The sequence below is a fragment of the Streptomyces sp. JW3 genome, assembly GCF_052216785.1.
Lineage (GTDB): Bacteria > Actinomycetota > Actinomycetes > Streptomycetales > Streptomycetaceae > Streptomyces.
In genome coordinates this window covers 90,253-114,988 of the sequence record NZ_JBQOUX010000007.1, presented here as the reverse complement: position 1 = coordinate 114,988, position 24,736 = coordinate 90,253, and the positions used below count along the sequence as shown (strand labels likewise).

At 71.8% G+C, this 24,736-nt stretch carries 33 protein-coding genes; 23 read left to right on the top strand and 10 right to left on the bottom strand.

Features of this window, described 5'->3' with window-relative positions; genetic code table 11:
- Nucleotides 1–111 precede the first annotated feature (111 nt).
- From ACTT8P_RS05505 to ACTT8P_RS05490, 4 genes are all read left to right on the top strand, one after another.
- On the top strand, nt 112–459 hold the full coding sequence (locus tag ACTT8P_RS05505) for a DUF6247 family protein (RefSeq protein ID WP_442830376.1): 348 nt from the start codon (nt 112–114) through the stop codon (nt 457–459).
- A complete protein-coding gene (locus tag ACTT8P_RS05500; protein ID WP_442830375.1) occupies nt 456–782 on the top strand; it encodes a hypothetical protein in 327 nt (108 codons plus the stop codon). Before ACTT8P_RS05505 ends, ACTT8P_RS05500 begins: the two co-directional genes overlap by 4 nt.
- Nucleotides 783–853: 71 nt before the next feature.
- On the top strand, nt 854–1,141 hold the full coding sequence (locus ACTT8P_RS05495) for a hypothetical protein (protein WP_442830374.1): 288 nt from the start codon (nt 854–856) through the stop codon (nt 1,139–1,141).
- On the top strand, nt 1,138–1,536 hold the full coding sequence (locus ACTT8P_RS05490; protein WP_442830373.1) for a hypothetical protein: 399 nt from the start codon (nt 1,138–1,140) through the stop codon (nt 1,534–1,536). The genes ACTT8P_RS05495 and ACTT8P_RS05490 overlap by 4 nt, the downstream gene beginning before the upstream one ends.
- Here the strand turns inward: ACTT8P_RS05490 and ACTT8P_RS05485 are convergent.
- The 6 genes from ACTT8P_RS05485 to ACTT8P_RS05460 form a co-directional block, all read right to left on the bottom strand.
- A complete protein-coding gene (locus ACTT8P_RS05485; protein ID WP_442830372.1) occupies nt 1,527–2,987 on the bottom strand; it encodes a sensor histidine kinase in 1,461 nt (486 codons plus the stop codon). The two genes, ACTT8P_RS05490 and ACTT8P_RS05485, sit on opposite strands and share 10 nt — an antisense overlap.
- Nucleotides 2,984–3,718 carry a response regulator transcription factor gene (locus tag ACTT8P_RS05480; protein ID WP_442830371.1) on the bottom strand — a complete coding sequence of 245 codons (735 nt, stop codon included), beginning with the start codon at nt 3,716–3,718 and terminating at the stop codon, nt 2,984–2,986. Before ACTT8P_RS05480 ends, ACTT8P_RS05485 begins: the two co-directional genes overlap by 4 nt.
- 101 nt (nt 3,719–3,819) lie before the next feature.
- Nucleotides 3,820–3,996, bottom strand: coding sequence for a hypothetical protein (locus ACTT8P_RS05475; RefSeq protein ID WP_442830370.1), 177 nt, complete (start codon nt 3,994–3,996; stop codon nt 3,820–3,822).
- Between the two features lie 11 nt (nt 3,997–4,007).
- Entirely contained in the window at nt 4,008–5,114 is a 1,107-nt protein-coding gene (locus ACTT8P_RS05470) for a S1C family serine protease (protein ID WP_442830369.1), read from the bottom strand.
- A 101-nt stretch (nt 5,115–5,215) separates the two neighbouring features.
- Nucleotides 5,216–6,238 (bottom strand): LacI family DNA-binding transcriptional regulator, encoded by a 1,023-nt coding sequence (locus ACTT8P_RS05465; protein ID WP_442830368.1) that lies wholly within the window; start codon nt 6,236–6,238, stop codon nt 5,216–5,218.
- A 125-nt stretch (nt 6,239–6,363) separates the two neighbouring features.
- Nucleotides 6,364–7,149: a response regulator transcription factor gene (locus ACTT8P_RS05460; protein ID WP_442830367.1), complete on the bottom strand. Its 786-nt coding sequence runs from the start codon at nt 7,147–7,149 to the stop codon at nt 6,364–6,366.
- A gap of 192 nt (nt 7,150–7,341) precedes the next feature.
- Here ACTT8P_RS05460 and ACTT8P_RS05455 point away from each other — a divergent pair, with 192 nt between their 5' ends.
- The 8 genes from ACTT8P_RS05455 to ACTT8P_RS05420 all read left to right on the top strand — a co-directional run bounded on the left by ACTT8P_RS05455 (nt 7,342) and on the right by ACTT8P_RS05420 (nt 12,753).
- Nucleotides 7,342–8,178, top strand: coding sequence for an alpha/beta hydrolase (locus ACTT8P_RS05455; RefSeq protein WP_442830366.1), 837 nt, complete (start codon nt 7,342–7,344; stop codon nt 8,176–8,178).
- Between the two features lie 52 nt (nt 8,179–8,230).
- Nucleotides 8,231–8,485, top strand: a complete 255-nt coding sequence (locus tag ACTT8P_RS05450) for a MoaD/ThiS family protein (protein WP_442830365.1) — start codon at nt 8,231–8,233, stop codon at nt 8,483–8,485.
- Between the two features lie 10 nt (nt 8,486–8,495).
- On the top strand, nt 8,496–9,635 hold the full coding sequence (locus ACTT8P_RS05445; protein WP_442830364.1) for a hypothetical protein: 1,140 nt from the start codon (nt 8,496–8,498) through the stop codon (nt 9,633–9,635).
- Nucleotides 9,636–9,746: 111 nt separating this feature from the next.
- The gene (locus ACTT8P_RS05440) at nt 9,747–10,484 is read left to right on the top strand and encodes an LmeA family phospholipid-binding protein (RefSeq protein WP_442830363.1); all 738 of its coding nucleotides are present in this window, start codon (nt 9,747–9,749) and stop codon (nt 10,482–10,484) included.
- A 368-nt stretch (nt 10,485–10,852) separates the two neighbouring features.
- On the top strand, nt 10,853–11,692 hold the full coding sequence (locus ACTT8P_RS05435; RefSeq protein ID WP_442830362.1) for a sulfurtransferase: 840 nt from the start codon (nt 10,853–10,855) through the stop codon (nt 11,690–11,692).
- Nucleotides 11,693–11,732: 40 nt separating this feature from the next.
- Nucleotides 11,733–12,020, top strand: coding sequence for a DUF1416 domain-containing protein (locus tag ACTT8P_RS05430; protein ID WP_030187974.1), 288 nt, complete (start codon nt 11,733–11,735; stop codon nt 12,018–12,020).
- A 90-nt stretch (nt 12,021–12,110) separates the two neighbouring features.
- Nucleotides 12,111–12,332 (top strand): DUF3099 domain-containing protein, encoded by a 222-nt coding sequence (locus tag ACTT8P_RS05425; protein ID WP_442830361.1) that lies wholly within the window; start codon nt 12,111–12,113, stop codon nt 12,330–12,332.
- Nucleotides 12,333–12,354: 22 nt separating this feature from the next.
- Nucleotides 12,355–12,753, top strand: a complete 399-nt coding sequence (locus ACTT8P_RS05420; protein WP_442830360.1) for a VOC family protein — start codon at nt 12,355–12,357, stop codon at nt 12,751–12,753.
- Here the strand turns inward: ACTT8P_RS05420 and ACTT8P_RS05415 are convergent.
- Entirely contained in the window at nt 12,747–13,109 is a 363-nt protein-coding gene (locus ACTT8P_RS05415; protein ID WP_442830359.1) for a DsrE family protein, read from the bottom strand. The genes ACTT8P_RS05420 and ACTT8P_RS05415 overlap by 7 nt on opposite strands.
- Before the next feature lie 98 nt (nt 13,110–13,207).
- Here ACTT8P_RS05415 and ACTT8P_RS05410 point away from each other — a divergent pair, with 98 nt between their 5' ends.
- The 6 genes from ACTT8P_RS05410 (at nt 13,208) to ygfZ (ending at nt 18,226) form a co-directional block, all read left to right on the top strand.
- Nucleotides 13,208–13,990: a hypothetical protein gene (locus tag ACTT8P_RS05410; protein WP_442830358.1), complete on the top strand. Its 783-nt coding sequence runs from the start codon at nt 13,208–13,210 to the stop codon at nt 13,988–13,990.
- Nucleotides 13,991–14,283: 293 nt separating this feature from the next.
- The gene (locus ACTT8P_RS05405) at nt 14,284–15,048 is read left to right on the top strand and encodes a hypothetical protein (RefSeq protein WP_442830357.1); all 765 of its coding nucleotides are present in this window, start codon (nt 14,284–14,286) and stop codon (nt 15,046–15,048) included.
- Entirely contained in the window at nt 15,045–15,977 is a 933-nt protein-coding gene (locus ACTT8P_RS05400; RefSeq protein ID WP_442830356.1) for a hypothetical protein, read from the top strand. The genes ACTT8P_RS05405 and ACTT8P_RS05400 overlap by 4 nt, the downstream gene beginning before the upstream one ends.
- 221 nt (nt 15,978–16,198) lie before the next feature.
- A complete protein-coding gene (locus tag ACTT8P_RS05395; RefSeq protein WP_442830355.1) occupies nt 16,199–16,774 on the top strand; it encodes an FABP family protein in 576 nt (191 codons plus the stop codon).
- A gap of 16 nt (nt 16,775–16,790) precedes the next feature.
- Complete coding sequence (locus ACTT8P_RS05390) at nt 16,791–17,228, top strand: Fur family transcriptional regulator (protein WP_442830354.1); 438 nt, start codon at nt 16,791–16,793, stop codon at nt 17,226–17,228.
- A 32-nt stretch (nt 17,229–17,260) separates the two neighbouring features.
- A complete protein-coding gene (gene ygfZ, locus ACTT8P_RS05385; protein ID WP_442830353.1) occupies nt 17,261–18,226 on the top strand; it encodes a CAF17-like 4Fe-4S cluster assembly/insertion protein YgfZ in 966 nt (321 codons plus the stop codon).
- A 20-nt stretch (nt 18,227–18,246) separates the two neighbouring features.
- Here ygfZ and dtd read toward each other — a convergent pair whose 3' ends face one another.
- On the bottom strand, nt 18,247–18,672 hold the full coding sequence (gene dtd, locus ACTT8P_RS05380) for a D-aminoacyl-tRNA deacylase (RefSeq protein ID WP_442830352.1): 426 nt from the start codon (nt 18,670–18,672) through the stop codon (nt 18,247–18,249).
- Between the two features lie 168 nt (nt 18,673–18,840).
- Between dtd and ACTT8P_RS05375 the strand changes: the two genes are divergently transcribed.
- From ACTT8P_RS05375 to ACTT8P_RS05365, 3 genes are all read left to right on the top strand, one after another.
- On the top strand, nt 18,841–19,554 hold the full coding sequence (locus ACTT8P_RS05375; RefSeq protein WP_442830351.1) for an RsiG family protein: 714 nt from the start codon (nt 18,841–18,843) through the stop codon (nt 19,552–19,554).
- 75 nt (nt 19,555–19,629) lie between these two features.
- On the top strand, nt 19,630–20,622 hold the full coding sequence (locus tag ACTT8P_RS05370) for an asparaginase (RefSeq protein ID WP_442830350.1): 993 nt from the start codon (nt 19,630–19,632) through the stop codon (nt 20,620–20,622).
- A gap of 76 nt (nt 20,623–20,698) precedes the next feature.
- Nucleotides 20,699–21,952 carry a GNAT family N-acetyltransferase gene (locus ACTT8P_RS05365; protein ID WP_442830349.1) on the top strand — a complete coding sequence of 418 codons (1,254 nt, stop codon included), beginning with the start codon at nt 20,699–20,701 and terminating at the stop codon, nt 21,950–21,952.
- Nucleotides 21,953–22,159: 207 nt separating this feature from the next.
- Here the strand turns inward: ACTT8P_RS05365 and ACTT8P_RS05360 are convergent, their stop codons facing one another.
- Nucleotides 22,160–22,345: a hypothetical protein gene (locus ACTT8P_RS05360; protein ID WP_361156007.1), complete on the bottom strand. Its 186-nt coding sequence runs from the start codon at nt 22,343–22,345 to the stop codon at nt 22,160–22,162.
- Between the two features lie 195 nt (nt 22,346–22,540).
- Between ACTT8P_RS05360 and ACTT8P_RS05355 the strand changes: the two genes are divergently transcribed.
- A complete protein-coding gene (locus ACTT8P_RS05355; RefSeq protein WP_442830348.1) occupies nt 22,541–23,455 on the top strand; it encodes a winged helix-turn-helix domain-containing protein in 915 nt (304 codons plus the stop codon).
- 21 nt (nt 23,456–23,476) lie between these two features.
- Here ACTT8P_RS05355 and ACTT8P_RS05350 read toward each other — a convergent pair whose 3' ends face one another.
- Nucleotides 23,477–23,683, bottom strand: a complete 207-nt coding sequence (locus ACTT8P_RS05350; protein ID WP_442830347.1) for a hypothetical protein — start codon at nt 23,681–23,683, stop codon at nt 23,477–23,479.
- Between the two features lie 170 nt (nt 23,684–23,853).
- On the opposite strand from ACTT8P_RS05350, the gene ACTT8P_RS05345 reads away from it, so the two are divergent.
- Entirely contained in the window at nt 23,854–24,711 is an 858-nt protein-coding gene (locus ACTT8P_RS05345) for a winged helix-turn-helix domain-containing protein (protein ID WP_442830346.1), read from the top strand.
- Nucleotides 24,712–24,736 lie beyond the last annotated feature (25 nt).

Genomic DNA, 24,736 nt, shown 5'->3' with positions numbered 1-24,736 from the left:
CAGCCGGGCGGCGCGAGGTTGCCGTCCCGCTTCGCCGACTCCGGTGGCGCCCCAGGGACGTGGCACTGCGGCTATCGTCGTAGGCACGGAGCCTTGAAGGAGCACTCGATCATGAGCGTCCACGCCTCGGACCCCCAGCCGTTCGTCCCGCCCATGCCGGAACGGAGTCCCAAAGAGCTGCGTGCGGCCATCGCCCAGTACGCCCCGCGGCTGCTCGCCGACTTCGACGAGCACTGGACCTGGGCCGTGTCCGAGGCATACGACATCAGCACGGTGCCCGCCTTCATGGCTCGCTGGTGGGGCGCGTACGCGATCGCTCGTGACCCCGGACTCGACGCCCACCTGGCAGACCTTGAACGGCGTGCCGCGGAGTCCACGGACCTGATCGAGGCCAAGGCGCTTCTTGAGGAAGCGTCCAATATCCGCTACCAGGCGCAGCGAGTGGAGCCCGGTCAGTGACCGCCGACGGGTTTATGGGGCCGCCCTGGCAGATGGACTGGACGCTCAAGGCGCAAGCAGCCCGAGACGCACTGCCGGAGCAGGTACGGAAGATCGTCGACGCGGTGCGCGCCGAACTGGTCATGGCGCCGGATCCCTACTTCCGCGGCATCGATGCCGATGCCGGTCTGCCTGTTGGAATGAGAGTCTCACCGGTGCGGTCCAGCGATCCCAAGGGGGCCCGGATCTTCTTCTCCGATGACGGGCACGGCTGGTTCATCTACGCCTTCGTACGCCGCGTCGAAGATCCGCAGCTAGTAGTGGAAGAGATCTTCTGGCAGTGAGCCGTTCGCTGGTCGCAGTCGGCCGGCGCGAGGTTGCCGCATCCGGGACATAGTCGGGCTATGGTTTCCCCATGGCAGAGACCACGACCATTCAGGTGTCCCGTGAGGCCCGCGACCACCTCGCCCAGGTGGCCAAGGAGAGAGGCGTGACGCTGGGGAAGCTGGTCGAGCAGCTCGCCGCGCGGGAGCCGACTGCTGAGCAGATCGCGGAGCGGGTGACAGCCACCCGCAAGGTGCTCCGGGACCGGCTGGGCTGCACACTCAGTGACGAGGAGCTGGACAACGGCCCGGATGTGCTGGCCAACGTGTACGCGATGGCCGCCGAGCAGGCGCGGGCCCGCGCGGAGCGTGCTGCGTGATCATTCTCGACACCAGCGCGGCGCTCGCGCTGGCCCATGGGCATGGCGCCCTGCACCGCCTCGCCGACAACGTCGCCCACACGCCCGGCGACTGGCTGCACCTGCCCGCCCTCTGCCTGATGAAGGCCGAGGAGAGCGACGCGGAGGTGGGCAGCGCACTGCTGGCACTGCCCGGCCTCCAGGTCGATCCGCTCGGCCAGGTGGCGGCCGTCACCGTGGGCGGAATGATCCGGGACGGCTGGGGCGGCCCCGACACCTGCCACGCCCTCTACGTGGCCACCCCGCACGCGCAGTCCGGGGGCATGTCGATCATCCTGACCGGCCGGGAGAAGGACTACCCGTCCGGATTCCTCACCGTCGACATCGACTCCCCCGGGATGCTCGGCTACACCTGAGCCGCGTCGGGCGACTCCGGCGGCGGCACCGGCGCCCCCGGCAGCCTGATCGTCGCCACCGTGCCGGCGCCCTCCGGGGCGGGGGTCAGGGCGACCTCGCCGCCCGCCTGCTGGACCGTGCGGGCCACGATGGACAGGCCGAGGCCGGAGCCGGGCAGGGCGCGGGCCGACTCCGAGCGCCAGAAGCGGTCGAAGACGTGCGGGAGTTCGTCGGCCGAGACGCCGGGGCCGTGGTCGCGGACGGTGAGGACGCCGGCGGTGAGGCGGACGTCGACGGTGCCGCCCTCCGGGCTGAACTTCACCGCGTTGTCCAGGATGTTGACCACCGCCCGCTCCAGCGCGGCCGGCTCGGCGCGGACGTACCAGGGCTCGACGTCCGCCGTGATGGTCAGCTCCGGACCGCGCAGCCGGGCGCGGCGCAGCGCCGACTCGACGATCTCCTGCCAGGCCACGATCTGGGTACGGCCGGTGTGCTGGCCGGTGTCGGGGCGGGACAGTTCCTGGAGGTCGCCGATGAGCGCGGCCAGTTCCGTCATCTGCGCCTTCACCGAGGCGAGCAGTGCCTTGCGGTCGGCCGCCGGGATCGGCCGGCCGGTCTCCTCGCTGCGGGTGAGGAGTTCGATGTTGGTACGGAGGGAAGTGAGCGGTGTGCGCAGCTCGTGGCCCGCGTCGGCGATCAGCTGTTGCTGCAACTCGCGGCTGTTGGCCAGCGACGACGTCATGGAATTGAAGGAGTGCGAGAGGCGGGCGATCTCGTCCTCGCTGTCGTCGTCGACCGGGATGCGGACGCTCAGGTCCTCGGTGCGGGCGACGTGTTCGACGGCCTCGGTGAGTTTGTCGACGGGGCGCAGGCCCGCGCGGGCGACCGCCAGTCCGGCCGCGCCGGCGCCGAGCACACCGATGCCGGAGACGAGGAGCAGGAGCAGCGCCAGGTCGTTGAGGGTCGACTGGGTGCCGTCCAGGGGGACGGCGGCGATCAGGGCGGCGTCGGCGGGGGTCTGGGTGGTCCGGTTGGTGAGCGGCAGTGGCACGGTGAGCACGCGCAGGGCCTTGCCGTCCTCGTCGGTGCCGTTGCGCAGGATGCCGTTGCCCGTTCCGGACTGGGCCACCACCTTCTTGTCGGCGTCGGTCACCTTGATCTCGCCGGCCGAGTTGGTGAACAGGCAGGTGGTGCCGTCGGCGGTGACGACCTGGGAGTAGGTGTTGTTGCCGAAGCCGCTCACGCGGGGGGTCTGCGTGCAGGTGGCCAGTGCCTCCTGGATCTGGTTGACCTGCTTGGGGTCTCTGAGGGCGGTGGCCTTCTGCAACTCGTCGTCGAGCTGGTCGTACAGCTTCCCCTGCACAATGAACCAGCACGTCACCGAAACCGCCGCCACCGCGAACGCCACCGCCGCCGCGACCAGCAGGGCCAGCCGGGAGCGCAGTGGCAGGGTGCGGAGCCGCTTGATCACTCCGCGCCGCCCTGGCGCAGCACGTACCCGACGCCGCGCACGGTGTGGACCAGGCGCGGTTCGCCACCCGCCTCGGTCTTGCGGCGCAGGTACATCACGTACACGTCGAGGGAGTTGGACGACGGCTCGAAGTCGAAGCCCCAGACCGCCTTCAGGATCTGCTCCCGGGTGAGGACCTGGCGCGGGTGCGCCATGAACATCTCCAGCAGGGTGAACTCGGTGCGGGTCAGTTCGACGGCGCGGCCGGCCCGGGTGACCTCGCGGGTGGAGAGGTCCATGGTGAGGTCGGCGAAGGCGAGCACGTCCTCGTTCTCGGCGGTGGCCGCCGCCGACGCCGCATACGAGCTGCGGCGCAGCAGGGCCCGGACCCGGGCGAAGAGTTCGTCGAGTTCGAACGGCTTGACCAGGTAGTCGTCCGCGCCGGCGTCGAGACCGGTGACCCGGTCGCCGACGGTGTCGCGGGCGGTCAGCATCAGGATCGGGGTGGTGTCGCCGGTGGCGCGGATCCGGCGGGCGGCGGTCAGGCCGTCCATCCGCGGCATCTGGATGTCGAGGACCAGCAGGTCGGGCCGGTACACCGCGGCCTTCTGAAGGGCCTCGGCGCCGTCCACGGCGACCTCGGTGTCGTACCCCTCGAAGGCGAGGCTGCGCTGAAGGGCTTCGCGCACCGCCGGCTCGTCGTCGACGATCAGGATGCGCTGGGTGTCACGGTCGCCGTCTGCGGGGCTCATGGCTCGGGGTTCCTCGGGTGCGGTGGGGGACGGGCTGAGTCTTGTCAGCACGGGGGTGCGTCGTTTCGCTCGGGCCGACCCCTTCAGCCTAAGCGGCCGGGTCAGCCGCGTACGGCGGTACGGCGGCCGGCCGCCGGAACACGGCGGGTGCGGGGCGGGCGGGGTGCCAGCTCGGGCGCCCGGGTCAGCGGCGGGTGCAGCGCGGACGCCACCTCCAGCGCCAGGGCGAAGCCGGCCGGGTCGGTGCCGGCCGCGGTGTGCGGGACCTGCTCGATCATGAGGTCACCTCTCAGTTGCTGCTGTCCGCGCCGCCCGCCCGGAGGGTGTCCAGGTCGGCCTTGACGGTGTTGATGGGGATCGCGAAGCCGAGGCCCACGCTGCCCGCGTCGGCCGACGACGAGGAGGAGCCGGAGGCCGAGTACATCGCGGAGTTGATGCCGATGATGTTGCCGTTCATGTCGATCAGCGCGCCGCCGGAGTTGCCCGGGTTGAGGGACGCGTCGGTCTGGAGCGCCTTGTACGTCGTGGTGGACGAGCCGGTGTCGCCGTTGAACTCCTGGCCGCCGAACTCGAACGGCCACTGGCCGCTGCCGCCGCCCTGCTGCTGCTGTTCCTGCTGGCTCTCGTCCGTGGAGACGGTCACGTCCCGGTCGAGGGCGGAGACGATGCCGCTGGTCACGGTGCCGGTCAGGCCCTCGGGGGAGCCGATCGCCACCACCTCGTCACCGACCTGCACGCCGTCGGAGTCGCCGAGGGTCGCGGCGGTCAGACCGGAGGCGTTCTGCAGCTTGATCAGGGCCAGGTCCTTGGAGGCGTCGGTGCCGACCACCTCGGCGGTGTACTCCTTGCCGTCGCTGGTGGAGACCTTGACGGAGGTGGCGCCGGAGACCACGTGGTTGTTGGTGATGATCTCGCCGTCACTGGTGATGATCACGCCGGAGCCGGTGGAGGAACCGGCGGACGAGGTGGCGTTGATCTCGACGATGCTCGGGCTGACCGCCTTGGCCACCCCGGAGACCGTGCCCTTCTGGCTGGACGGCACCACACTGGCGCTGGTGGAGCTGGAGACGACGGTGTCGCTGCCGGTCAGTTCCTGGATGCCGTAGGCGGTGCCGCCGCCGACCGCCGCCGCGACGATCGCGACCGCCGCGAGCAGTGCGAAAGGACGCCGGGAACGCTTCTTCGGCGCGGGCGCCGGGACCGGGTCCATGAGCGTGGTGGGCGGCTGGGCCGGCGGGGGCGGCCACTCCGGGTTCACCGGGGAGGCGGTCTGGTATGCGCCCTGCGGTTCGGCGGCCTGCTGAGCGTAGGCGTGCTGCTGGGCGCCCTCGTAGGGGGTGGCGTACGGGTTCTCGGGGGTCTCGTACTCGCCGTCGCGGCGGATGCTCTCGGTCATGTCCACGAGCATTGCCGCCGACGATGAGAGCTTGCTGAGTGCTGACTGAGAAGCCCGGCAGAAGCTCGTATGCCCGATATAAAGCCCTCTGGGGCGGGGAGTTACCCGCAGCCGCAGGACCGGCGGACCACCAGCCGGGACGGGAACACCTTCAGCCGCTCGCGCCGCGAACCGGCGATCCGCAGCCCGTCGTCGAGCACCAGGTCCACCGCCGAGCGGGCCATCGCCGAGCGGTCGGAGGCGACCGTGGTCAGGCCCGGGTCGGCCAGACCGGCCTCCTTGATGTCGTCGAACCCGGCCACCGCCAGCTCGCCCGGCACGTCCAGGCGCAGTTCGCGGGCGGCGCGCAGCACGCCGATCGCCTGGTCGTCGGTGGAGCAGAAGATCGCAGGCGGCCGGCGCGGCCCGGCCAGGATCTCCAGCGCCACGTCGTAGGCGTCGTAGCGGTTGTACGGCGCTTCGAAGAGCCGGCCCTCGGTGGGCAGCCCGGCCTCCTGCATCGCCCGCCGCCAGCCCTCGACGTGGTCGGAGACGGGGTCGCCGACGGACGGGGTCTCGGCGGTGCCGCCCATGCAGGCCACGTAGTCGTAGCCGTGCTCCAGCAGATGGCGGACGGCGAGCTGGGCGCCGCCGAGGTCGTCGGTGACGACGGCCACCTCGTCGATCGCCTCGGGCCGCTCGTGCAGCAGGACCACCCGGGCGTCCCACGCCTCGATCTCGGCGGCGGCCAGGTCGTTCAGCGCGTGGCTGGCGAGGATCAGGCCCGACACCCGCATGCCGAGGAAGGCGCGCAGGTAGTGCACCTCGCGCTCGGCCACGTAGTCGGTGTTGCCGACCAGGACCATTTTGCCGCGCTCGGCGGCGGCCCACTCGACCGCGTGCGCCATCTCCGCGAAGAACGGCTGGCGGGCGTCCGGCACGATCAGACCTATCAGGTCGGTGCGGCGCGAGGCCATCGCCTGGGCGACCCGGTCCGGCCGGTACCCCAGTTCCTTGATCGCGGCGAGGACGCGCTCGCGGGTGGCCGGGGCGACCGGCCGGGGTCCGTTGTTGATGACATAGCTGACCACGGCAGTGGAAGTCCCTGCCAGCCGCGCCACATCGTCCCTCGTCACCTTGGCCACGCGCGGGAGTCTACGCGGATGGAACCGCCGCGGGCAGGGCGTATCAGACCTTGGTCAAACCCCGGTCAAGTCCGCCCCGCCCGGCTGCCGTCCACAACCCGCCGTCCGCTGTCCGCCGTCGGCTGTCAGACCTCGGCGGCCGCGGTGCTGGTGGTGTCCGTCGCCCCGTCCGGCTCCGGCTCCGGCTCGGTCCGCCCGGCGGCCGGGGTTTCGTCCGCCGCACGGGCCGGCTTCTCCGGTTTCTCGGGGGTCACGAACCGGTAGCCGACGTTGCGCACGGTGCCGATCAGCGACTCGTGCTCGGGACCGAGCTTGGCGCGCAGCCGCCGTACGTGCACGTCGACCGTCCGGGTGCCGCCGAAGTAGTCGTAGCCCCAGACCTCCTGGAGCAGCTGGGCCCGGGTGAAGACCCGGCCCGGGTGCTGCGCCAGGTACTTCAGCAGCTCGAACTCCTTGAAGGTCAGGTCCAGCACCCGGCCCTTGAGCTTGGCGCTGTACGTCGCCTCGTCCACCGACAGGTCACCGTTGCGGATCTCCATCGGGGAGTCGTCGTTGACGATCTGCTGGCGGCCCATCGCGAGCCGCAGCCGGGCCTCGACCTCGGCCGGGCCGGCGGTGTCGAGGAGCACGTCGTCGATGCCCCAGTCGGCGGTGACGGCGGCCAGCCCGCCCTCGGTGACCACCAGGACCAGCGGACAGCCGGGTCCGGTGGAGCGCAGCAGCTGACACAGGCTGCGGACCTGCGGCAGGTCGCGGCGGCCGTCGATCAGGATCACGTCGGCGCCTGGGGTGTCCACCAGGGCGGGGCCCTCCGCCGGGGCCACGCGTACGTTGTGCAGCAGCAGGCCGAGGGCGGGGAGCACCTCCGTCGACGGCTGGAGGGCGTTGGTCAGGAGCAGCAGAGAGCTCATCGCGCCCCACCCGCCCGGTTCGTCATACGTTCGTGCACGGTTCGCTCGCCCATAACGTCTGGTTCCTCCTCGGTCCCTGCGAGGACGTTTACGGCACTGCTCGTACTGCGCGCCCCAAAGGCCGCGCCCTATAAGCACAAAAGGACCCGGGGGCTTCGCTGCCCGAGTCCTCTGCCCAGCAGAATAGCCGACATGAGCGACGGTCCGGCAGGTCATGTGGCACGTTCCACCTTTCGTCCGTATTCCGAGACGCGGCGTGAAACGTCCACTCGGACGTATCTGCGCACGTCCGACGGGGTGCGGATCGATTCCGTATACGACCCTGCCCGACTTGTATACGAAAGCGGGCGGCCACCTTCCCGTGATCCGGTGTTCGTGATCGCGCACGGCTTCACCGGATCCGTCGACCGCCCGCACATCCGGCGGATCGCGTCCGAGTTCACCCGGTACGGGGCGGTCGTCACCTTCTCCTTCCGGGGCCACGGGGCGTCCGGCGGCCGGTCCACGGTCGGCGACCGCGAGGTCCTCGACCTGGCGGCGGCGGTGGCCTGGGCCCGCGGCCTCGGGCACACCCGCGTGGTGACCGTCGGCTTCTCCATGGGCGGCTCGGTGGTGCTGCGGCACGCGGCGCTGCACGGGGACGTCGACGCGGTCGTCTCGGTCAGCTCGCCGGCCCGCTGGTACTACCGGGGTACCGCGCCGATGCGGCGCCTGCACTGGCTGGTGCTGCGCCCGGCGGGCCGCCTGGTCGGCCGCTACGGACTGCGTACCCGCATCCACCACCGGGACTGGGACCCGGTGCCGCTGTCCCCGGTGGAGGCGGCGGCGCGGATCGCGCCGGTACCGCTGCTGATCGTGCACGGCGACAGCGACGGCTACTTCCCGCTGGACCACCCCCGGATGCTGGCCGAGGCCGCCGGTGACCACGGCGAACTGTGGCTGGAGCACGGCATGGGCCACGCCGAGCACGCCTCCGGCACCGAACTGCTGCGCCGTATCGGGGACTGGGCGGTCTCCCGGGCGGGCTAGCCTGACGGTCTACTGCCCACAGCCGGTCGACAGAGGAATCAGAAGGATTCAGATGGCAAAGGTCACGGTGCGCTACTGGGCCGCCGCGAAGGCCGCCGCCGGGGTGGCGGAGGAGCCGTACGAGGCGGCCACGCTCGCTCAGGCGCTGGACGCCGTGCGCGCGCGGCACACGGGCGAACTCAGCCGCGTACTGCTGCGCTGCTCCTTCCTCGTCGACGGCGATCCGGTGGGCACGCGCGGGCATGAGACGGTACGGCTGGCCGACGGCGGCACGGTCGAGGTGCTCCCGCCGTTCGCAGGAGGGTGACGAGCGACCGATGACCAACCAGCCGTACGACGCCGGCGCCGACGCCGAGCAGTACACGCAGCAGTGGCAGGGGCAGACCTGGGAGACGTCCGTGCAGCCGCCGGTACCGGCGGTCTCCGCGGAGGAGACGGCGTATCTGCCGCCGCAGCAGTATCAACAGCCGTATCAGCAGGAACAGCAGTACCAACAGCAACAGCCGTATCAACAGCACGGGCAGTACCAGTACCAACAGCAGCAGCCGTACCAACAGCAGCAGCAGTATCCGCAGCAGCCGCATCCGCAGCAGCAGTACGGGCAGCAGCAGTACCCCCAGCCGCAGCCCCAGCCCCCCGCCCCCGAGCCGCCCGCCTCCCCGGACTCCGGGTACGGCCCCGCCACCGTCGCCGGGAACGCCCGGATCACCGATGCCCAGCGGGCCCGCGCCGAGGGGCGGTCGCCGGTCATCGAGCCCGGCGGGCAGCCGGCCGCGCTCACCGCGCTGCTCGGGCTGCTGCTGGCCGGGGGCGCCGCGGTCGGCAGCTACGCGCTGCTGGTCCCGCTGGTCGTGCTCCAGGCGGTCACCGCGGCCGGCTGGTTCCGGCTGAACGGCATGTGGCCGGCCCGGCAGGGCATCGCGCTCGGCTTCCTCGGCGCGCTGGTCGCGGACGTGGCGCTGCTGGCCTCGGACCGCTCCCCGGCCGCCCTGCTCGGCACCATCGGCGTGTGGGTGCTGCTCTCCCTCGTGCTGCATCTGCGGTCGCACGCCGACCCGGACGAGCGGATGTACGGCCTGACGGCCACCGTGGTCGCCTCGGCGCTGGCGATCGTCGCGGGTGGCTGGCTCGCCGCGGACGCGGACGCGGTGTCCGTCGGCGCGGTCGCCGTGGCGGTCGGTGTCCTGGTGCGCGCCCTGCCGCTGCCGACGCCGGTCTCGGTGCTGGGCGCCCTGCTCGGCGCGGCCGGTGCGGGGTTCGCGGTCGGCGGGCTGACGGACCTCGGTGCGGCGCCGGGGGCGCTGCTCGGGGCGGGCGCGGCGCTCTGCGCGCTGATCGGCCACCGGGTGGCGAGCTACGACTACCCGTCCCGCTTCGTGCACTTCACCGCGGGCGTGGCCCTGCCGCTGAGCGCGGCGGCCCCGGCCGTTTGGGTGCTCGGGCGGGTGCTGGGCTGACCGGGCCGCCGTTCGACGGCCTTGTCACAGCCGATCGTCAGATTCTCCGGGGTGCGCCACGGACCGTTACCGTGGCCCTTCGTCCGTGAAGTCCGCTGGGGTGGGAAGAACATGCGCGCGTTGCGAATACTGCTGATCGTCGTCGTGATCCTGGGCGGGCTCTTCGTGGCCGCGGACCGGCTCGCGGTGAACTTCGCGGAGGGCGAGGTGGCGGACAAGCTCAAGGCCCAGGAGGGCCTGGACACCACCCCGGACGTGTCGATCAACGGTTTCCCCTTCCTCACCCAGGTCGTCGGCGGCGAACTGGACGACGTGGAGGTCACCATGGACGGCTACGAGGCGACGGCCGGCGGCGGCACCGAGAAGGTCCGGATCGACGACCTGAAGGCGCACATGAAGGGCGTCGAGTTCGCCGGCGACTACAGCTCCGCGACCGCCGCCACCGCGTCCGGCACGGCGACCGTCTCCTACGCCGAACTGCTGAAGGCCGCCGGGTCCGAGCAGGTGGAGATCACCTCCGGCGTCACCGCGGGCATCGTCGGCCTCTCGGACGGCGGCAACGGGAAGATCGACGTGGCCGTGCAGGCGACGGTGCTCGGCACCGAGCTGCCGGAGCCGATCCACGTGCTGAGCTCGGTGACGGTCAAGGGCGACAAGGTCGGGGTGACCGCCGACGACCTGCCCTCCTTCGGCCAGGTGGACCTCTCCGACTCGCAGATCCGGCAGATCACCGACTTCCAGCAGGTGATCGACGAACTGCCCGGCGGCATCAAGCTGGACAAGGTCGAGGCGGCCAAGGACGGCGTCGAGATCACGGTGACGGGTTCGAACGTCCGGCTGGCCGGGTAGGACGGACAGCGGCCCTCTCGGACGCCCACTGTCCGACAGGCGAGACACCTTCCGTCACCCCCTGGCGGCCCGAGGGATCCAGACCCCCTCCCGTCCCATATACCGGACGATCCCGTCTCAGAATCCGACACGCCGGTGACACACCCGCCAGGTCGTCCTTACGATCGGACATCATGAAGCGACAGGCGGATCTCACGAAGCGGCGGGCAGTGGACCTGTGCCGCGTTGCCGCCATGCTCTGTCGCCCGTTCTGAGCGGAAGCTCCGCCTTCCCGGTTCCCCGCCTGCCCTGCCCCAGGGCATCGGTGCGCCACGCGCACCCACCACCGCACTCGCACGCCCCGCCGCAACTGCCCCGGAGGAGAGAACATGAGCCGCAGCGACGTCCTGGTCGACGCCGACTGGGTCCAGGAGCACCTGGACGACCCGACCATCGCGATCGTCGAGGTGGACGAGGACACGTCCGCGTACGACAAGAACCACATCAAGAACGCGATCCGGATCGACTGGACCAAGGACCTCCAGGACCCGGTCCGCCGTGACTTCGTCGACCAGGAGGGCTTCGAGAAGCTGCTGTCCGCGAAGGGCATCGCCAACGACACGCTGGTGATCCTCTACGGCGGCAACAACAACTGGTTCGCGTCCTACGCCTACTGGTACTTCAAGCTCTACGGCCACGAGAACGTCAAGCTGCTCGACGGCGGCCGCAAGAAGTGGGAGCTGGACGCCCGCGAGCTGGTCGAGGAGGTCCCGGAGCGGCCCGCCACCGACTACAAGGCCAAGCCGCAGAACACCGCCATCCGCGCCTTCCGCGACGACGTGGTCAACGCGATCGGCAACCAGAACCTGGTCGACGTCCGCTCGCCCGACGAGTTCTCCGGCAAGCTGCTCGCCCCGGCCCACCTGCCGCAGGAGCAGTCCCAGCGCCCCGGCCACGTGCCGTCCGCGCGCAACATCCCGTGGTCGAAGAACGCCAACGACGACGGCACCTTCAAGTCGGACGACGAGCTCAAGGAGCTCTACGCCGACGAGCAGGTCGACCTGGCCAAGGACACCATCGCCTACTGCCGCATCGGCGAGCGCTCGGCGCTGACCTGGTTCGTGCTGCACGAGCTGCTGGGCGTCGAGAACGTCAAGAACTACGACGGCTCCTGGACCGAGTACGGCTCCCTGGTCGGCGTCCCGATCGAGCTCGGCGCCGCCAAGTAATCCGCTGCGACCATCCGCTACGACCATAAGGACTACGGACATGTGTGGAGCGAAGGCCGGCGGCCCGGACGCCTCGACGATCAAGCCCGGTGAGACCACCATCCAGGGACAGGTGACCCGCGACGGCGAGCCGGTGACCGGCTACGTCCGGCTGCTGGACGCCACCGGGGAGTTCACGGCGGAGGTCCCGACCTCCGCGACGGGCCAGTTCCGCTTCTACGCGGCCGAGGGCACCTGGACGGTCCGCGCCCTGGTGCCGGGCGGCACGGCCGACCGCACGGTCGTGGCCCAGCAGGGCGGCCTCGCGGAGGTCGCGATCGCCGTCTGACGACGGCGCGCCGACGGCAGAGGGGCCGCGCCCCACGGGTTGGACGCCCGGGGCGCGGCCCTTCGGCCTGCCCGGACCTACGCTGGAGTCATGTACGGACGACGGCGGCGCATGTACTTCGTGCTGATGGGCATCTGTATCGCGCTCTTCGTGCTGGCCTGGGGCGTCGTCCGGCTGTGGTCCGTCCCGGCGGCCGTCGGGATGTGCGTGGTCGCCATGGTCATCCCGCCGTTCGCCGCGATCGTCGCCAACCGGCGCGGCCCACAGGACCGCTGGTGGGACGAGCGGGACGGGGACGAGCGCGGGCGCTGACAAGGGGCAAGGGATGGGACACATGCGTCTGACGGCTGCGACGCTGGACGCGCCGGACGCCGGCGAACTGGCCGCCTTCTATCTGCGGCTGCTGCCCGGCTGGGCGGTGCGGCGGGGCGAGACGGGCCCGGACTGGGTGCACATCCGGCCACCCGGCGGCGGCACCGGCCTGTCCTTCCAGACCGAACCCGGCTACGTCCGCCCCGTCTGGCCGGGCCGGCCGGACCGGCAGCGGATGATGGTCCACCTCGACATCGAGGTCGACGACCTGGCGGCGGAGACGGCCCGCGCGGTGGCCGAGGGCGCGCGGCTCGCGGAGTACCAGCCGCAGGACGCCGTACGGGTACTGCTCGACCCCGCGGGCCACCCGTTCTGCCTCTACGTGGACCAGGACCCGACCGCTGGAACTGAGGCTCAGTAGACGAGCGCCTGGGTGTCGTCGGCCATCGCCTCCTGGACGAAGACCTGCGCGCCGGCGATCCGGACGCCCTCGATGACGTCCTGCTCGGTGATGTCGCGCCGGGCCGCGCACTGGGTGCACAGCGTCAGCCGGCCGCCGCTCAGCAGGGAGTCGATCAGGTCGGGCAGCGGGGCCGCGTGCGGCAGTTCGAACTCGGCGGCCCGGCCCGGCAGGGCGAACCAGGCGGACTCGCCGGTCAGCCACAGGGAGACGTCCACACCGCTGGCCACGGCCACCGCCGCCACCGTGAACGCCTGCGAGCAGCGTTCGGGGGCATCGGCCCCCGCGGTCACCTTGATCACAAGCTTTTTCGCCATGGCCGAATCGTAATCAACGCTCCCGCAACCCCTTGTGCGGGCCATGAGTCTCCTGTGCGCGCTGCGGAATGCGCGCTTCACGTCCTGTGGGGGACATCTTGGAAGAGCAAGAGCAACAAGAACCAGAGCAGCAAGAACACATACCGGCGCCGGCGGCGCCGCCGGCGGTGGTGGTGGTGGCGCCGGGACGGCGGAAAGGGCGTACCGCCCTGCTGATCTGCGCCGCCGCCGTGCTCGGGGTGATCGCCGGTACCTGCGGCGGTTACCTCGTGCAGGCCGACCGGGAGCCGACCCGGCTGGCCCCGCTGTCGGGGACCGCGCTGGCCCGGGGCACGGGCGACGGGCCCGAGCCGCTGCCGGCCTCGTGGGACCGCCAGGTGCGGACCGCGGGGGACCTCCGGGAGCTGCTGGTGAAGAAGCCCGCCGGGACCCGGGAGGCCGACTGGCTGGCCGACGACGGCTGGCTGGACCTGGCCGCCTACTCCGACAGCTTCACCGAGCCGGCCGGTGCCTTCGAGAACCTGGTCGAGCAGGAGTTCCGCCGGGCGGCCGTCACCGGCTGGGAGACGGACGACGGCACGGTGGAGGTGCGGCTGATCCAGTTCCGGCAGGAGGAGTACGTCGCCGCCGCCGAGGCCGGTGACGAGGCCCAGTACTGGGCCGAGCAGGACGACACCGACAGCTGGCCGATCGCCGGTACGGGGAACGGGCGGGCCTACGTCCACACCGTGCCCGACAGTGAGATGGGCGTCTCGCTGTACAGCGCGGAGGCGCATGCCTGGCGGGGTGACATCGCCATGGAGATCTGGATCTACAGCACCGAACCGATCAAGAAGAAGACGGTCACCGACCTGGCCGACCGGCAGATGGAGCGGCTGTGACCGACGAGAACGAGCGGTCCGCCGCGGAGACGCTCACCGCCGCCCCAGCCGCCCCAGCGGCTCCAGCGGCTCCAGCCGCTCCAGCCGCCCCAGCCGCTCCAGCGGCTCCAGCGGCTCCAGCGGCTCCAGCCGCTCCAGCGGCTCCAGCGGCTCCAGCGGCTCCAGCGGCTCCAGCGGCTCCAGCCGCTCCAGCCGCCCCAGCGGCCCCCGATGCCCTGGCCACCGGGACGCCCGGCCCGGTTATGCCCCCGGTTCCGCCCCTCCCGGACGTGTCCCTCCCCGAGGTCTCTCCCGTGCCCGCCGATCCCCAAAAACCCGGGCGCCGGCGCCGGATCGTCGCGGGCGCCGGGTGTCTGCTGCTGGCGGCCGCCGTGGTCGGGGGCGTCGGGTACACCGGCGTCGTCGTCGACGGGGCCGACCGGGACGCCGGGGCGCCCGGGTGGGCGTCCCCGAAGACCGCCGCGGACCCGAAGGCGGCCAAGGCCACCGGACTGGCCGCGGCGCTGGTGCCGTACCGGCCCGAGGGCTGGACCCGCGGCCCCGACCTCGCGGAGTTCGGCTCGGACACCGTGCTCAGCGGCGCCCAGGCGACCGCCCTGCGCAAGGAGTCGCTGCGCGGGCTGCCCCGCTCCGAGCGCCGCGAGCTGGAGAAGGAGATCGACCGCCGTCCGGTCACCGGCATGGCCATGCGCAGCTACCTCCGCTCACCGGGCTTCACCGCCGACGGCGCGCGGGGTTCCGTCACCACCGGCATCGTGCTGGCGCAGATGGACAGCCGGGCGGCGGTCCGCGACATGTCGACGGTCCAGAACGAGTTCCTCGACTCCCTGGACGTCTTCCGCGAGGGCCCGCGGATCAAGGACCACCCGAACGCCCGGTGCTTCCTGCCGCCGGCCGACTCCCACGAGGACCTCGACCTGATGTTCTGTTCCGCGTACCAGGGCGACATCCTGGTCACCGCCACGGCCGAGGGCGTGAAGCCGTTCGACGCCGACGGGGTCGCCGCGCTGCTGACCGAGCAGCTCGACCGGATAGCCGAGCCCGGGGAGTCGGTGTGAGCGAGCAGCCGACCACCCCGGCGGAGCCGGCTCAGCCCATCACCCCCGCCACCCCCGCCGCCCCCGCCCCCGCCCCCGCCCCGGCGGGCTCCCCGCAGCCGTACCCGCCGCTCCCGCCCCTTCCGCCGGCTCCGCCCGCCGACCCCCCGCTCACTCCCGCGTCCTCGAAGGACCGGCGCCTGCTGCGGGCCGTCCTGCGGTGGACGGCCGCCGTCACTGTGTGCGCGGTGGCCGGGGCCGGGACGGCGTACGGGATCAGCCGGATGGAACGGACCGACGTCCCCGGACTGGCCACCGCGTCGGACGGCCGCTGGACGTACCCGGAGCTGACCGCGCCGCCGCTGCCCAAGGGCAGCCCCGGGCCGTTCGACGCGTCGAACCCGGCCGGTGCCCACTACGCGGACCTGCGCGAACTGGTGCTGCCCGCGCCCGAGGGCGCCACCGAGGACAAGGCGCTGCGCGGCGACGACGGCTGGCTGGCCACCAAGGACCTGCTGGCCCAGTACGCGAAGGACGGCCGGGACGAGCTGCGGCAGCAGTTCACCGACTACGGTCTGCGGCACGTCGCCGCGCGCGGCTGGACCACCGCGGACGGCACCCGTACCCGGATCTACCTGCTCCAGTTCGGCACCGCCGCCGTCGTGGACGAGCTGGGCGGCGAGCAGATCGCCCAGGTCGGCCGTCCCGCCTACGCCGTGCGCGGCGCCGCCGAGTCGGTCTGGGACGAGGACTTCCCCGCGAAGGCCACGGCCACCGACGTCACCCGCATGATGTACACCGAGGCCAAGCCCTACGGCGCCGAACAGGTCCGGCACGGCTACCTCAGCGCCGGTGACGTCCTCGCCCTCGTCGTGCAGTCCCGCGAGGGCACCGCGCCCGCCGTCCCCTTCCAGCAGACCGTCGCCCTCCAGAGCCGGCTGCTCGCCTGACCCGGCAGGCCTACCTCACCCGACAGGGCCGGGCCCCGGCCGCGTAAGCTGGGGCCCGGCCCCGTGCACACCACCGCACCCCGCTCAAGGAGCACCCGTGGAGATCTTCTTCGAAACCCTGTTGGTCCTGGTCTGCGTCGGCGTCCTCGCCTTCGCCGGGCTGACCGTGAAGAAGCTGTACCAGGGCCAGCGCTGATCACCGACGCCAGGAAGTTCCGCTCATGATCGAGATCCCGTCCGACCTGCACAAGGACCTCGTCCCGCTCGCCTTTCTGCTCGGCGACTGGGCCGGCGCGGGCGTGCACGACTTCCCCGGCGCCGAGAAGTGCAACTTCGGTCAGGAGGTCGCCTTCACCCACGACGGCCGGGACTTCCTGGAGTACGCCTCGCACACCTGGGTGCTCGACGGCGACGGCAACAAGGTCCGTCCGCTGGAGTCCGAGCACGGCTTCTGGCGTATCGACGCCGACCGCAAGGTCGAGGTGACGATGACCCGCGACGACGGCGTCATCGAGATCTGGTACGGCGAACTGGCCCACCAGAAGCCGCAGATCGACCTGGTGACGGACGCGGTGGCGCGCACCGCCGCCGCCCAGCCCTACACCGGCGGCAAGCGGCTGTACGGGTACGTCAAGAGCGACCTGATGTGGGTCGGCGAGAAGCAGACCCCCGAGGTCGAGCTGCGCCCCTACATGTCCGCGCACCTGAAGAAGGTCGTCACCCCGGAGGACGTCGAGCGCTGGGCCAAGGCGCTGCCCGACGACATGCCGGACGACGGGATCGCTTTCTTCAAGTAGTCCTAGACTGGCCGGTGTGGTGAGCACCGACTGGAAGAGCGACCTCAGGCAGCGCGGCTACCGGCTGACCCCGCAGCGACAGCTGGTGCTGGAAGCCGTGGACACCCTGGAGCACGCGACCCCCGACGACATTCTGGGCGAAGTCCGGAAAACGGCGTCGGGGGTCAACATCTCCACCGTCTATCGCACCCTGGAGCTGCTGGAGGAGCTGGGCCTGGTCAGCCACGCCCACCTCGGGCACGGGGCGCCGACCTACCACCTCGCCGACCGGCACCACCACATCCACCTGGTCTGCCGGGACTGCACCAACGTGATCGAGGCCGATCTGTCGGTGGCCGCCGAGTTCACCGCCAAGCTGCGCGAGCAGTTCGGGTTCGACACCGACATGAAGCACTTCGCGATCTTCGGCCGCTGCCGCGACTGCGCGCTGAAGGATTCAACTACCGAGTCGTAGGCCGGTGCTGCGGCGGTCGTAGTCTTGAACCCATGAAGAGCCCCCTGCTGTCCCTGCCCGGAGCCGTATCCGCCGAGGGCGTGGACGAAGGCGTCGCCGCGCACTACGGCGACCTGTTCCGCGAGCAGCGCGCCCTCGCCGACGGCACCGGTTTCGTCGACCTCTCGCACCGCGGGGTGGTCACCGTCACCGGGGAGGACCGGCTGAGCTGGCTGCACCTGCTGCTCACCCAAGCCGTCAGCGACCTGCCCGCCGGACAGGCCACCGAGGCGCTGATCCTGTCCGCCAACGGCCACATCGAGCACGCGCTGTACCTGGTCGACGACGGGGCGACCGTCTGGGCGCACGTCGAGCCCGGCACCCGCGAGGCGCTGGTCGGCTACCTGGAGTCGATGAAGTTCTTCTACCGGGTCGAGGTCGCCGACCGCACCGACGACATCGCGCTGGTGCACCTGCCCGCCGGGTCCATCGCCGCCGTCCCCGAGGGCGTCGCCGTACGGGAGACCCCGTACGGGCGTGATCTCTTCCTGCCGCGCGCGGAGCTGGCGGAGTGGGCCGCGCAGGCCGGGCCGCCGGCCGGGCTGCTGGCGTACGAGGCGCTGCGGGTCGAGCAGCACCGGCCCCGGCTCGGCTTCGAGACCGACCACCGCACCATCCCGCACGAGCTGGGCTGGATCGGCAGCGCGGTCCATCTCCAGAAGGGCTGCTACCGCGGCCAGGAGACCGTCGCCCGGGTGCAGAACCTGGGCAAGCCGCCGCGCCGGCTGGTCTTCCTGCACCTGGACGGCAGCGAGGTCCACCTGCCGCCGCAGGGCACCGGGATCCGGCTCGCGGACGACGGCCCGGACGGCCGGAAGATCGGCTTCATCACCACCTCGGTACGCCACCACGAGCTGGGCCCGGTCGCCCTCGCCCTGGTCAAGCGGAACATCCCGGTGGACGCCCATCTGGTGGCCGGGGACACGGCGGCGGCCCAGGAGACCGTCGTGGCCCCCTAGGGCAACCCCTGGAGCAACCCCTAGATGTCGATCAGGACGGTGAACGGGCCGTCGTTCGTCAGCGACACCCGCATGTGCGCGCCGAACCGGCCCGTCGCCACCGTCGCGCCCAGTGCGCGCAGCTGGGCGACCACCTCGGCGACCAGCGGTTCGGCGACGTCGCCGGGGGCGGCGGCGTTCCAGGTGGGGCGGCGGCCCTTGCGGGTGTCGCCGTAAAGAGTGAACTGGCTGATGACCAGCAGCGGGGCGTCGAGGTCGCTGCACGACCGCTCGTCCGCCAGCATCCGCACCGACCAGAGCTTGCGGGCCAGCCGCGCGGCCTGCTCCTTCGTGTCCCCGTGGGTGACGCCGACCAGGACGCACAGGCCCTCGCCCGTGAAGCCGCCCACCGTCTCGCCGTCCACGACGACGCTCGCGCCGTCCGCCCGCTGTACCACCGCTCGCATGCCGCCATGATGCCGTGCGCCCCCCGGGCGCCGGCGGGCGGCCCCGTACGGGTTTCTTTTCGTATCCGAACCCCCCATCTGGGGCCGATCGGGGGCACTCGGTCACATAGCGGCCAGCTGTGGTGGCACGATGCTCCCAGAAGCCGGTCGAGGGGACGGTTGAGGCACATGAGCACACCGAGTACCGGGCAGCCGTCGAGCACTGTCGCGTTGACGTATGCGGTCGGCAGCGACAGGCTCCGGACGCCCGTACAGCGCACGAACAGTCCGGAGCTGCCCGCGGAGCCACCCGCGAGCACACCGCCGGGGGGGAGCACACAGGGAATCACCCAGGGAACCACCCAGGGCAGCACTGAGGGAATCACCCAGGGGGCGGCACCGAGGGACGAGCTGACCGCGCAGAGTCTGCCCGAATTGCGCGCGCTGCGCAGGCACGCCCAGCGGGAGGAGGCCGACCTGAGTTACGTACGGCGGCTGCTCCAGGGGCGGATCGACATCCTGCGGGCCGAGCTGACCCGGCGCGGGCCGGCCTCCGTCACGGCGGCCGGGAAGGGGGCCGGGTCCGTGGTCGAGCGGCTGTCGGAGATCCTGACGGACGCCCCGGCGCGGCACCGCTCCTCCGCCCGGCACGTGACGCTGGGCACGCCGCGCAGCGAGGAGTACCGGCAACTGGCCGCCGAGATGCTGGGCGAGGTCGAGCTGTCGGACCTCCAGGCGCGCACCGATCCGGAGCTGACCCAGGCGATGGGGCGGCTGGTGCGCTACGAGCAGCAGGTGTCACGGCGACGGCAGCGGCTCCAGCGCACGGCGGACGGTTGCAGTGCCGAGATCGCCCGCCGGTACCGTGAAGGGGAAGCACAAGTAGACGACCTGCTGGCGTGACGTGCGGGCCCGGTGATCCCGGGCCGTTCGCTCGGCCGACCGCCCGGCGGGTCCCCCGTCGGAAGGCCACCGCCGATGCCCGCACCCACCTCCACCACACGCACATCCACGCCCGAGGCGACACCCCCCGCGCCGCCCGTCCTCGCCGAGGTCGTGCGGTCCGGGTTCGTCGAGGGCCGGCACCGCGGCAGCCTGGTGGTGCTGGACCCGGACGGGACGGTCGAACTGGCGCTCGGTGACCCGGCCGCCGCCGTCTTCCCGCGCTCCGCCAACAAGCCGATGCAGGCCGCCGGCGTGCTGCGGGCGGGCCTCGAGCTGGCGGGGGAGCGGCTGGCGCTGGCCGCCGCGAGTCACTCTGGAGAATCGTTTCACCGCGATCTGGTACGGAAGATGCTCGCCGAGCACGGGCTGGCCGCGGGGCTGCTCCAGTGCCCGCCCGACCTGCCGCTGGACGCCGAGGAACGGGACACCTACCTCGCCTCGGGCGCGGCGCCGGACCGGGTGACCATGAACTGCTCCGGCAAGCACACCGCGATGCTCGCCGTCTGCGCCGAGCGCGGCTGGCCGCTGGAGAGCTACCTGGACCCCGGCCACCCGCTCCAGCGGCTGATCCACGAGGTGGTGGCGGAGGCCGCCGGGGAGCCGGTCGCCGCCGTCGGCACCGACGGGTGCGGGGCGCCGCTGATGGCGATCACCCTGACCGGGCTGGCCCGCGCCTTCCGGTCCTTCGTGCGGGCCGCGCCGGGCTCGGCCGAGCGCCAGGTCGCCGACGCGATGCGGGCCCACCCCGAGTACGTCGCCGGCACCCGCCGGGCCGACACCTGGCTGATGCGGGAGGTGCCGGGCACGCTGTCCAAGATGGGCGCGGAGGCGGTCCAGGCGGTGGCCCTGCCGGACGGCCGGGCGCTCGCCTTCAAGGTGGACGACGGGTCGACCCGGGCGCTCGGCCCGGTACTGGCCCGCGCCCTGACCCTGCTGGGCGTCGACGCGCCGGTGGTGGCGCGGATCGGCCGGGCCCCGCTGCTCGGCGGCGGCCAGGAGGTGGGGGAGATCCGGGCCGCGTTCTGACGAGGCCCGTCCGGGGTGGGGGAGCGAGGGCTGAATTGCCGCGACGCCGGCCGGGCCCCCGGCCTACGGTGAGCGCATGAGCAGCAGCGCGGCCATTGACGTACGCCCCGTCACCGAAGCCGAACTCCCGGACTGGGACCGGGCCCTGAACACCGGGTTCCTGCGGGCGCCCAGCTCCGCCGAGGAGCAACTGCGCGCCCGGCGCCACCGGTTCGTCCCCGGGCGGCTGCTGGGCGCCTTCGACGCGGGGCGGTGCGTGGCGACGTTCCGCTCCTTCGCGCAGGAGATCACGGCCGTCGGCGGCGGCTTCGTGCCCGCGGACGCGATATCCAACGTCACCGTCACCCCGACGCACCGCCGGCGCGGGCTGCTGACCCGCATGATGGCCCGCGACCTGGCGGCCGCGAAGGAGCGCGGGGACGTCGTCGCCACGCTGATCGCCGCCGAGTACCCGATCTACGGGCGGTACGGGTTCGGGCCCGCGACCACGATGACCGAGTGGACGGTCGACGTGCCCCGGGCCGGCCTGGACCCGCGCTGGTCCGGGCCCGCGGACGGCGGCCGGATCGACCTGGTGGACGGCGCGGACGTGCGCCGGCTCGGCCCGGAGTTCCACGAGCGGCTGCGCCGGGGCCGGCCGGGCGCGGTCAGCCGCGACGAGCTGTGGTGGTCGGCGCGGACCGGTGTGCTGCGCTTCGACGCCTCCTGGACCGAGCCGTTCTACGCGGTGTACCGCTCGGCGGCCGGCGAGGTCGAGGGCATGGCCGCCTACCGGGCCGACGACACCTGGGGGGACGCCAAGCAGCCGCTGAACACGGTGAGCGTGGCGTGGCTGGCGGGCACGACGCCGGCCGCCGAGCGGGCCCTGTGGCACTTCCTGTGCTCGATCGACTGGGTCGTGACGGTCAAGAGCGGCTGGCGCTCCCCCGACGACCTGCTCCCGCACCTCCTGCCCGACCCGCGCGCCGCCCGGATCAGCACGCAGGCCGACTGGCTGTGGATCCGGATCCTGGACGTCGTACGGGCGCTGGAGGCGCGGACCTACGGCGCTGCGGGCGATCTGGTGCTGGAGGTGGTGGACCGGGACGGGTTGGCCGGCGGGCGGTGGCGGCTGGCGGCGGCCGGCGGCCGGGCGTCCTGCCGGGCGACGGCCGAGGGCGCGGACCTGGTGCTGGACGTGGCCGACCTGTCCCGGCTGTGGCTGGGCGACGAGTCGGCGGTCCGGCTGGCGGCACTGGGCCGGGTGCGGGAAGAACGAGCGGGCGCCGCCGTGGTGGCCGACGCCCTGCTGCGTACTTCCAGGCGACCGTGGTGCCCGGACATGTTCTGAGGAGCCGGCCTCCTTCCGGTCGGGGACGGGTGTGCGGTGCGTGTGCGTTATGCGTATGTGCGTTTGTGCGTATCCGTAGCGTGCTCTTCAGTTGTGGTTGTGGTTGTGGTTGTGGTTGTGACTGTTGTGCGGTGGTGCCGGCCCGTCCGTCCGGATTCCCGGCTCCCCTCCGGAAGGGAGTCCGGACCGCGGGCACACTTGAGGGGCTCAGCCCGACTGGGCGAGCAGCATGACGAGGATCACCGCGCCGACGCCGCCGATCGCGGTGTTCTTCGCCTTGATGCCGATGGACAGCGCGACGAACGCGATGATGCCCAACGGGCCGTACTTCCACTGGACCAGCTGCTCGAACCCGATGGCGAGCGCTGCGATGACGACTGCGACGAGCGGCATGGTGGTTCCCCCCTTCGGGACGTCCCCCCGCGGGACATGGTCCCAACTGACATCCTGTTGGCCAACCCCTATGAGGTCGAACCATGTTGTGCAAGTTGGCTGCCAACTCTTCCATAGTTCTCTCCACTTGGATGCGGCTCATAACCACCTTCTCGCGAACTATATGAACTTGGCGAGAAGTTGTAGGGTTCGTGCGTGGAGCCGGAACACGCCACCGTCAATGGACGGAAGAGGTCACAGCGGCCGCAGCGGACCCATCGCGAGGTGGCCGCCGAACTGCGCGCCCGGATCAAGGCCGGGGAACTGGGGCCGGGCCAGCGGATGCCCACCCAGGCCCAGTTGGCGGACGAGTTCGGCGTGGAGCGCGGCACGGTCCGCCAGGCGCTGCGCATTCTCCAGTCCGAGCATCTGCTCACCAACGTCTCCAAGGGCAGCCCCGCGACCGTCGCCGCCGACCTCGGCAGGACGGCGACCGGACCGTCGGCGGCCCCGCTGCCGACCACCGTCGCCCTCGCGCCGCGGATCGCCGCCGCCTTCGCCGCCGAGCACGTGCGGATCGACGCGCTGTGCCTGACCTCGGTCTCCCTCACCCTCGCCATCGGGGAGCCGCTGCGCGAGATCCACGCCGGGCGGATGAAACCGGCCAAGATCGACCTGCGGGTCCTGCTGCCCTCCCGCGACATCAGCCTGGCCTTCCCGGTGGCGGTCGCCGGCCATCCCGGGAACAACCCCGAGGACCCGGTCCACCGGCGGTGGCTGGCCCAGCGCAACGCCCAGGGGCAGGTGCTGCGGCACAACCTGCTGTCGCTGCGCTCCACGTACGGCATCGACGTGAGCGTCACCTTCCGGGCGCTGCCCTTCACGCCGCCGGTCAAGCTGTACCTGCTCAACGGCGAGGAGGCGCTCTTCGCCTACTACACGCTGGGCCGGCGGCAGCACGAGACCGACGACGGCGAGGTGGAGATGTACGACGCCGAGGGCATCCGCTCGGTGCTGTTCGCCTTCGAGCAGGGCGCCGGGCCGCGGGACGCCGGGTTCGTGGATCAGTCCCGCCGGTGGTTCGACGCCCTGTGGGAGACGATCAGTTCGCGGCTGGTGCTCACGGTCTGACCCCGGTCGCCTTCCCCGGACTCACAGGGCGGGCCGCGCCACCAGCAGGGCGAGCACCACCGCTCCGGTGGAACTGACCGCGGGCCGGCGGGCCTTGATGCCTATGGTGAGCAGCAGCAGGCCGAGGACACCGGTGGCGCCGTACCGCCAGTGCAGGAAGTCGTCGAAGGCGACGACGAGGACGGTGGAGACACTGGAGGCGATGGGGACGACGGCGAGGGCGGGCATGAGTTCCTCCTTGGCGGAGCGGAGGTGAAACGTCCGCCAACTCGGCTAAGTTGGCGACCAACTCTTTCTATGTGGTCCCACTTGGCGGCAAGTGCTAAACAACTTCCAAACAACTCCCCTAAGATGGATCACAGTTGTAGTTTTCGGACGTGACTCAGGAGAACGTTGCAGTGGACGGCAGCAGAAGGCTCTCTCCCCAGGAGATCGCCGACATCCTGCGGGAGCGCATCCGCGCCGGTGAGCTGAAGGCGGGCGACCGGCTGCCCACGCAGGCGGAGCTGTCGGAGGAGTTCGGTGTGGAGCGCGGCGCCGTCCGGCAGGCGCTGCGGTCGCTCCAGGAGGACGGACTGCTCAGCAATGTCAGCAAGGGCAGCCCGCCGCGGATCGCCGCCCCCAACCCGGCGAGCGGCGAGCCGCAGCCCACGATGGTGGCGCTGGCGCCGCGGCTGACGCTGGCGTTCAACGAGCCGGAGGTCCGGGTCGACGTCGTCTGCCACACCTCCGAGACGCTGATGCTCGCGCTCAGCGAGCCGCTCCGCATGATCCACGAGGGTCGGCTGCGGCCCCGGTCCATCTCCTTCCGCGTCCTGATGCCCTCCCGGGACATCAACCTCGCCTTCCCGGTACTGGTCGATACCCCGGCCGACGACGACTCCGACCCGGTGCACGAGCGCTGGGTCCAGATGCGCGACGCCCAGGCCCGGGTCCTCCAGCACAACCTGAACGCCGTACGGTCCACCCAGCGCGTCGACGTCGACGTGTCCTTCCGCGCGCTGCCCTTCACCCCGCCGATGAAGCTGTACCTGCTGGGCGGCGAGGAGGCGCTGATCGGCTACTACATGCTCACCCGGCGCGAGGAGGAGTGGCAGAGCCGGACCCTGGAGATGTACGACGCCCTCGGCTCGCAGTCCCTGCTGTTCGCGTTCCTGAAGCAGGCGGGGCACCGGGACGCGGCGTTCGTGGAGGAATCCCAGAAGTGGTTCGACGCCCTCTGGGAAACCATCACGACGGACCTGACACTCTCCTAGTGACTTCAGATACGCAGCAGACTGT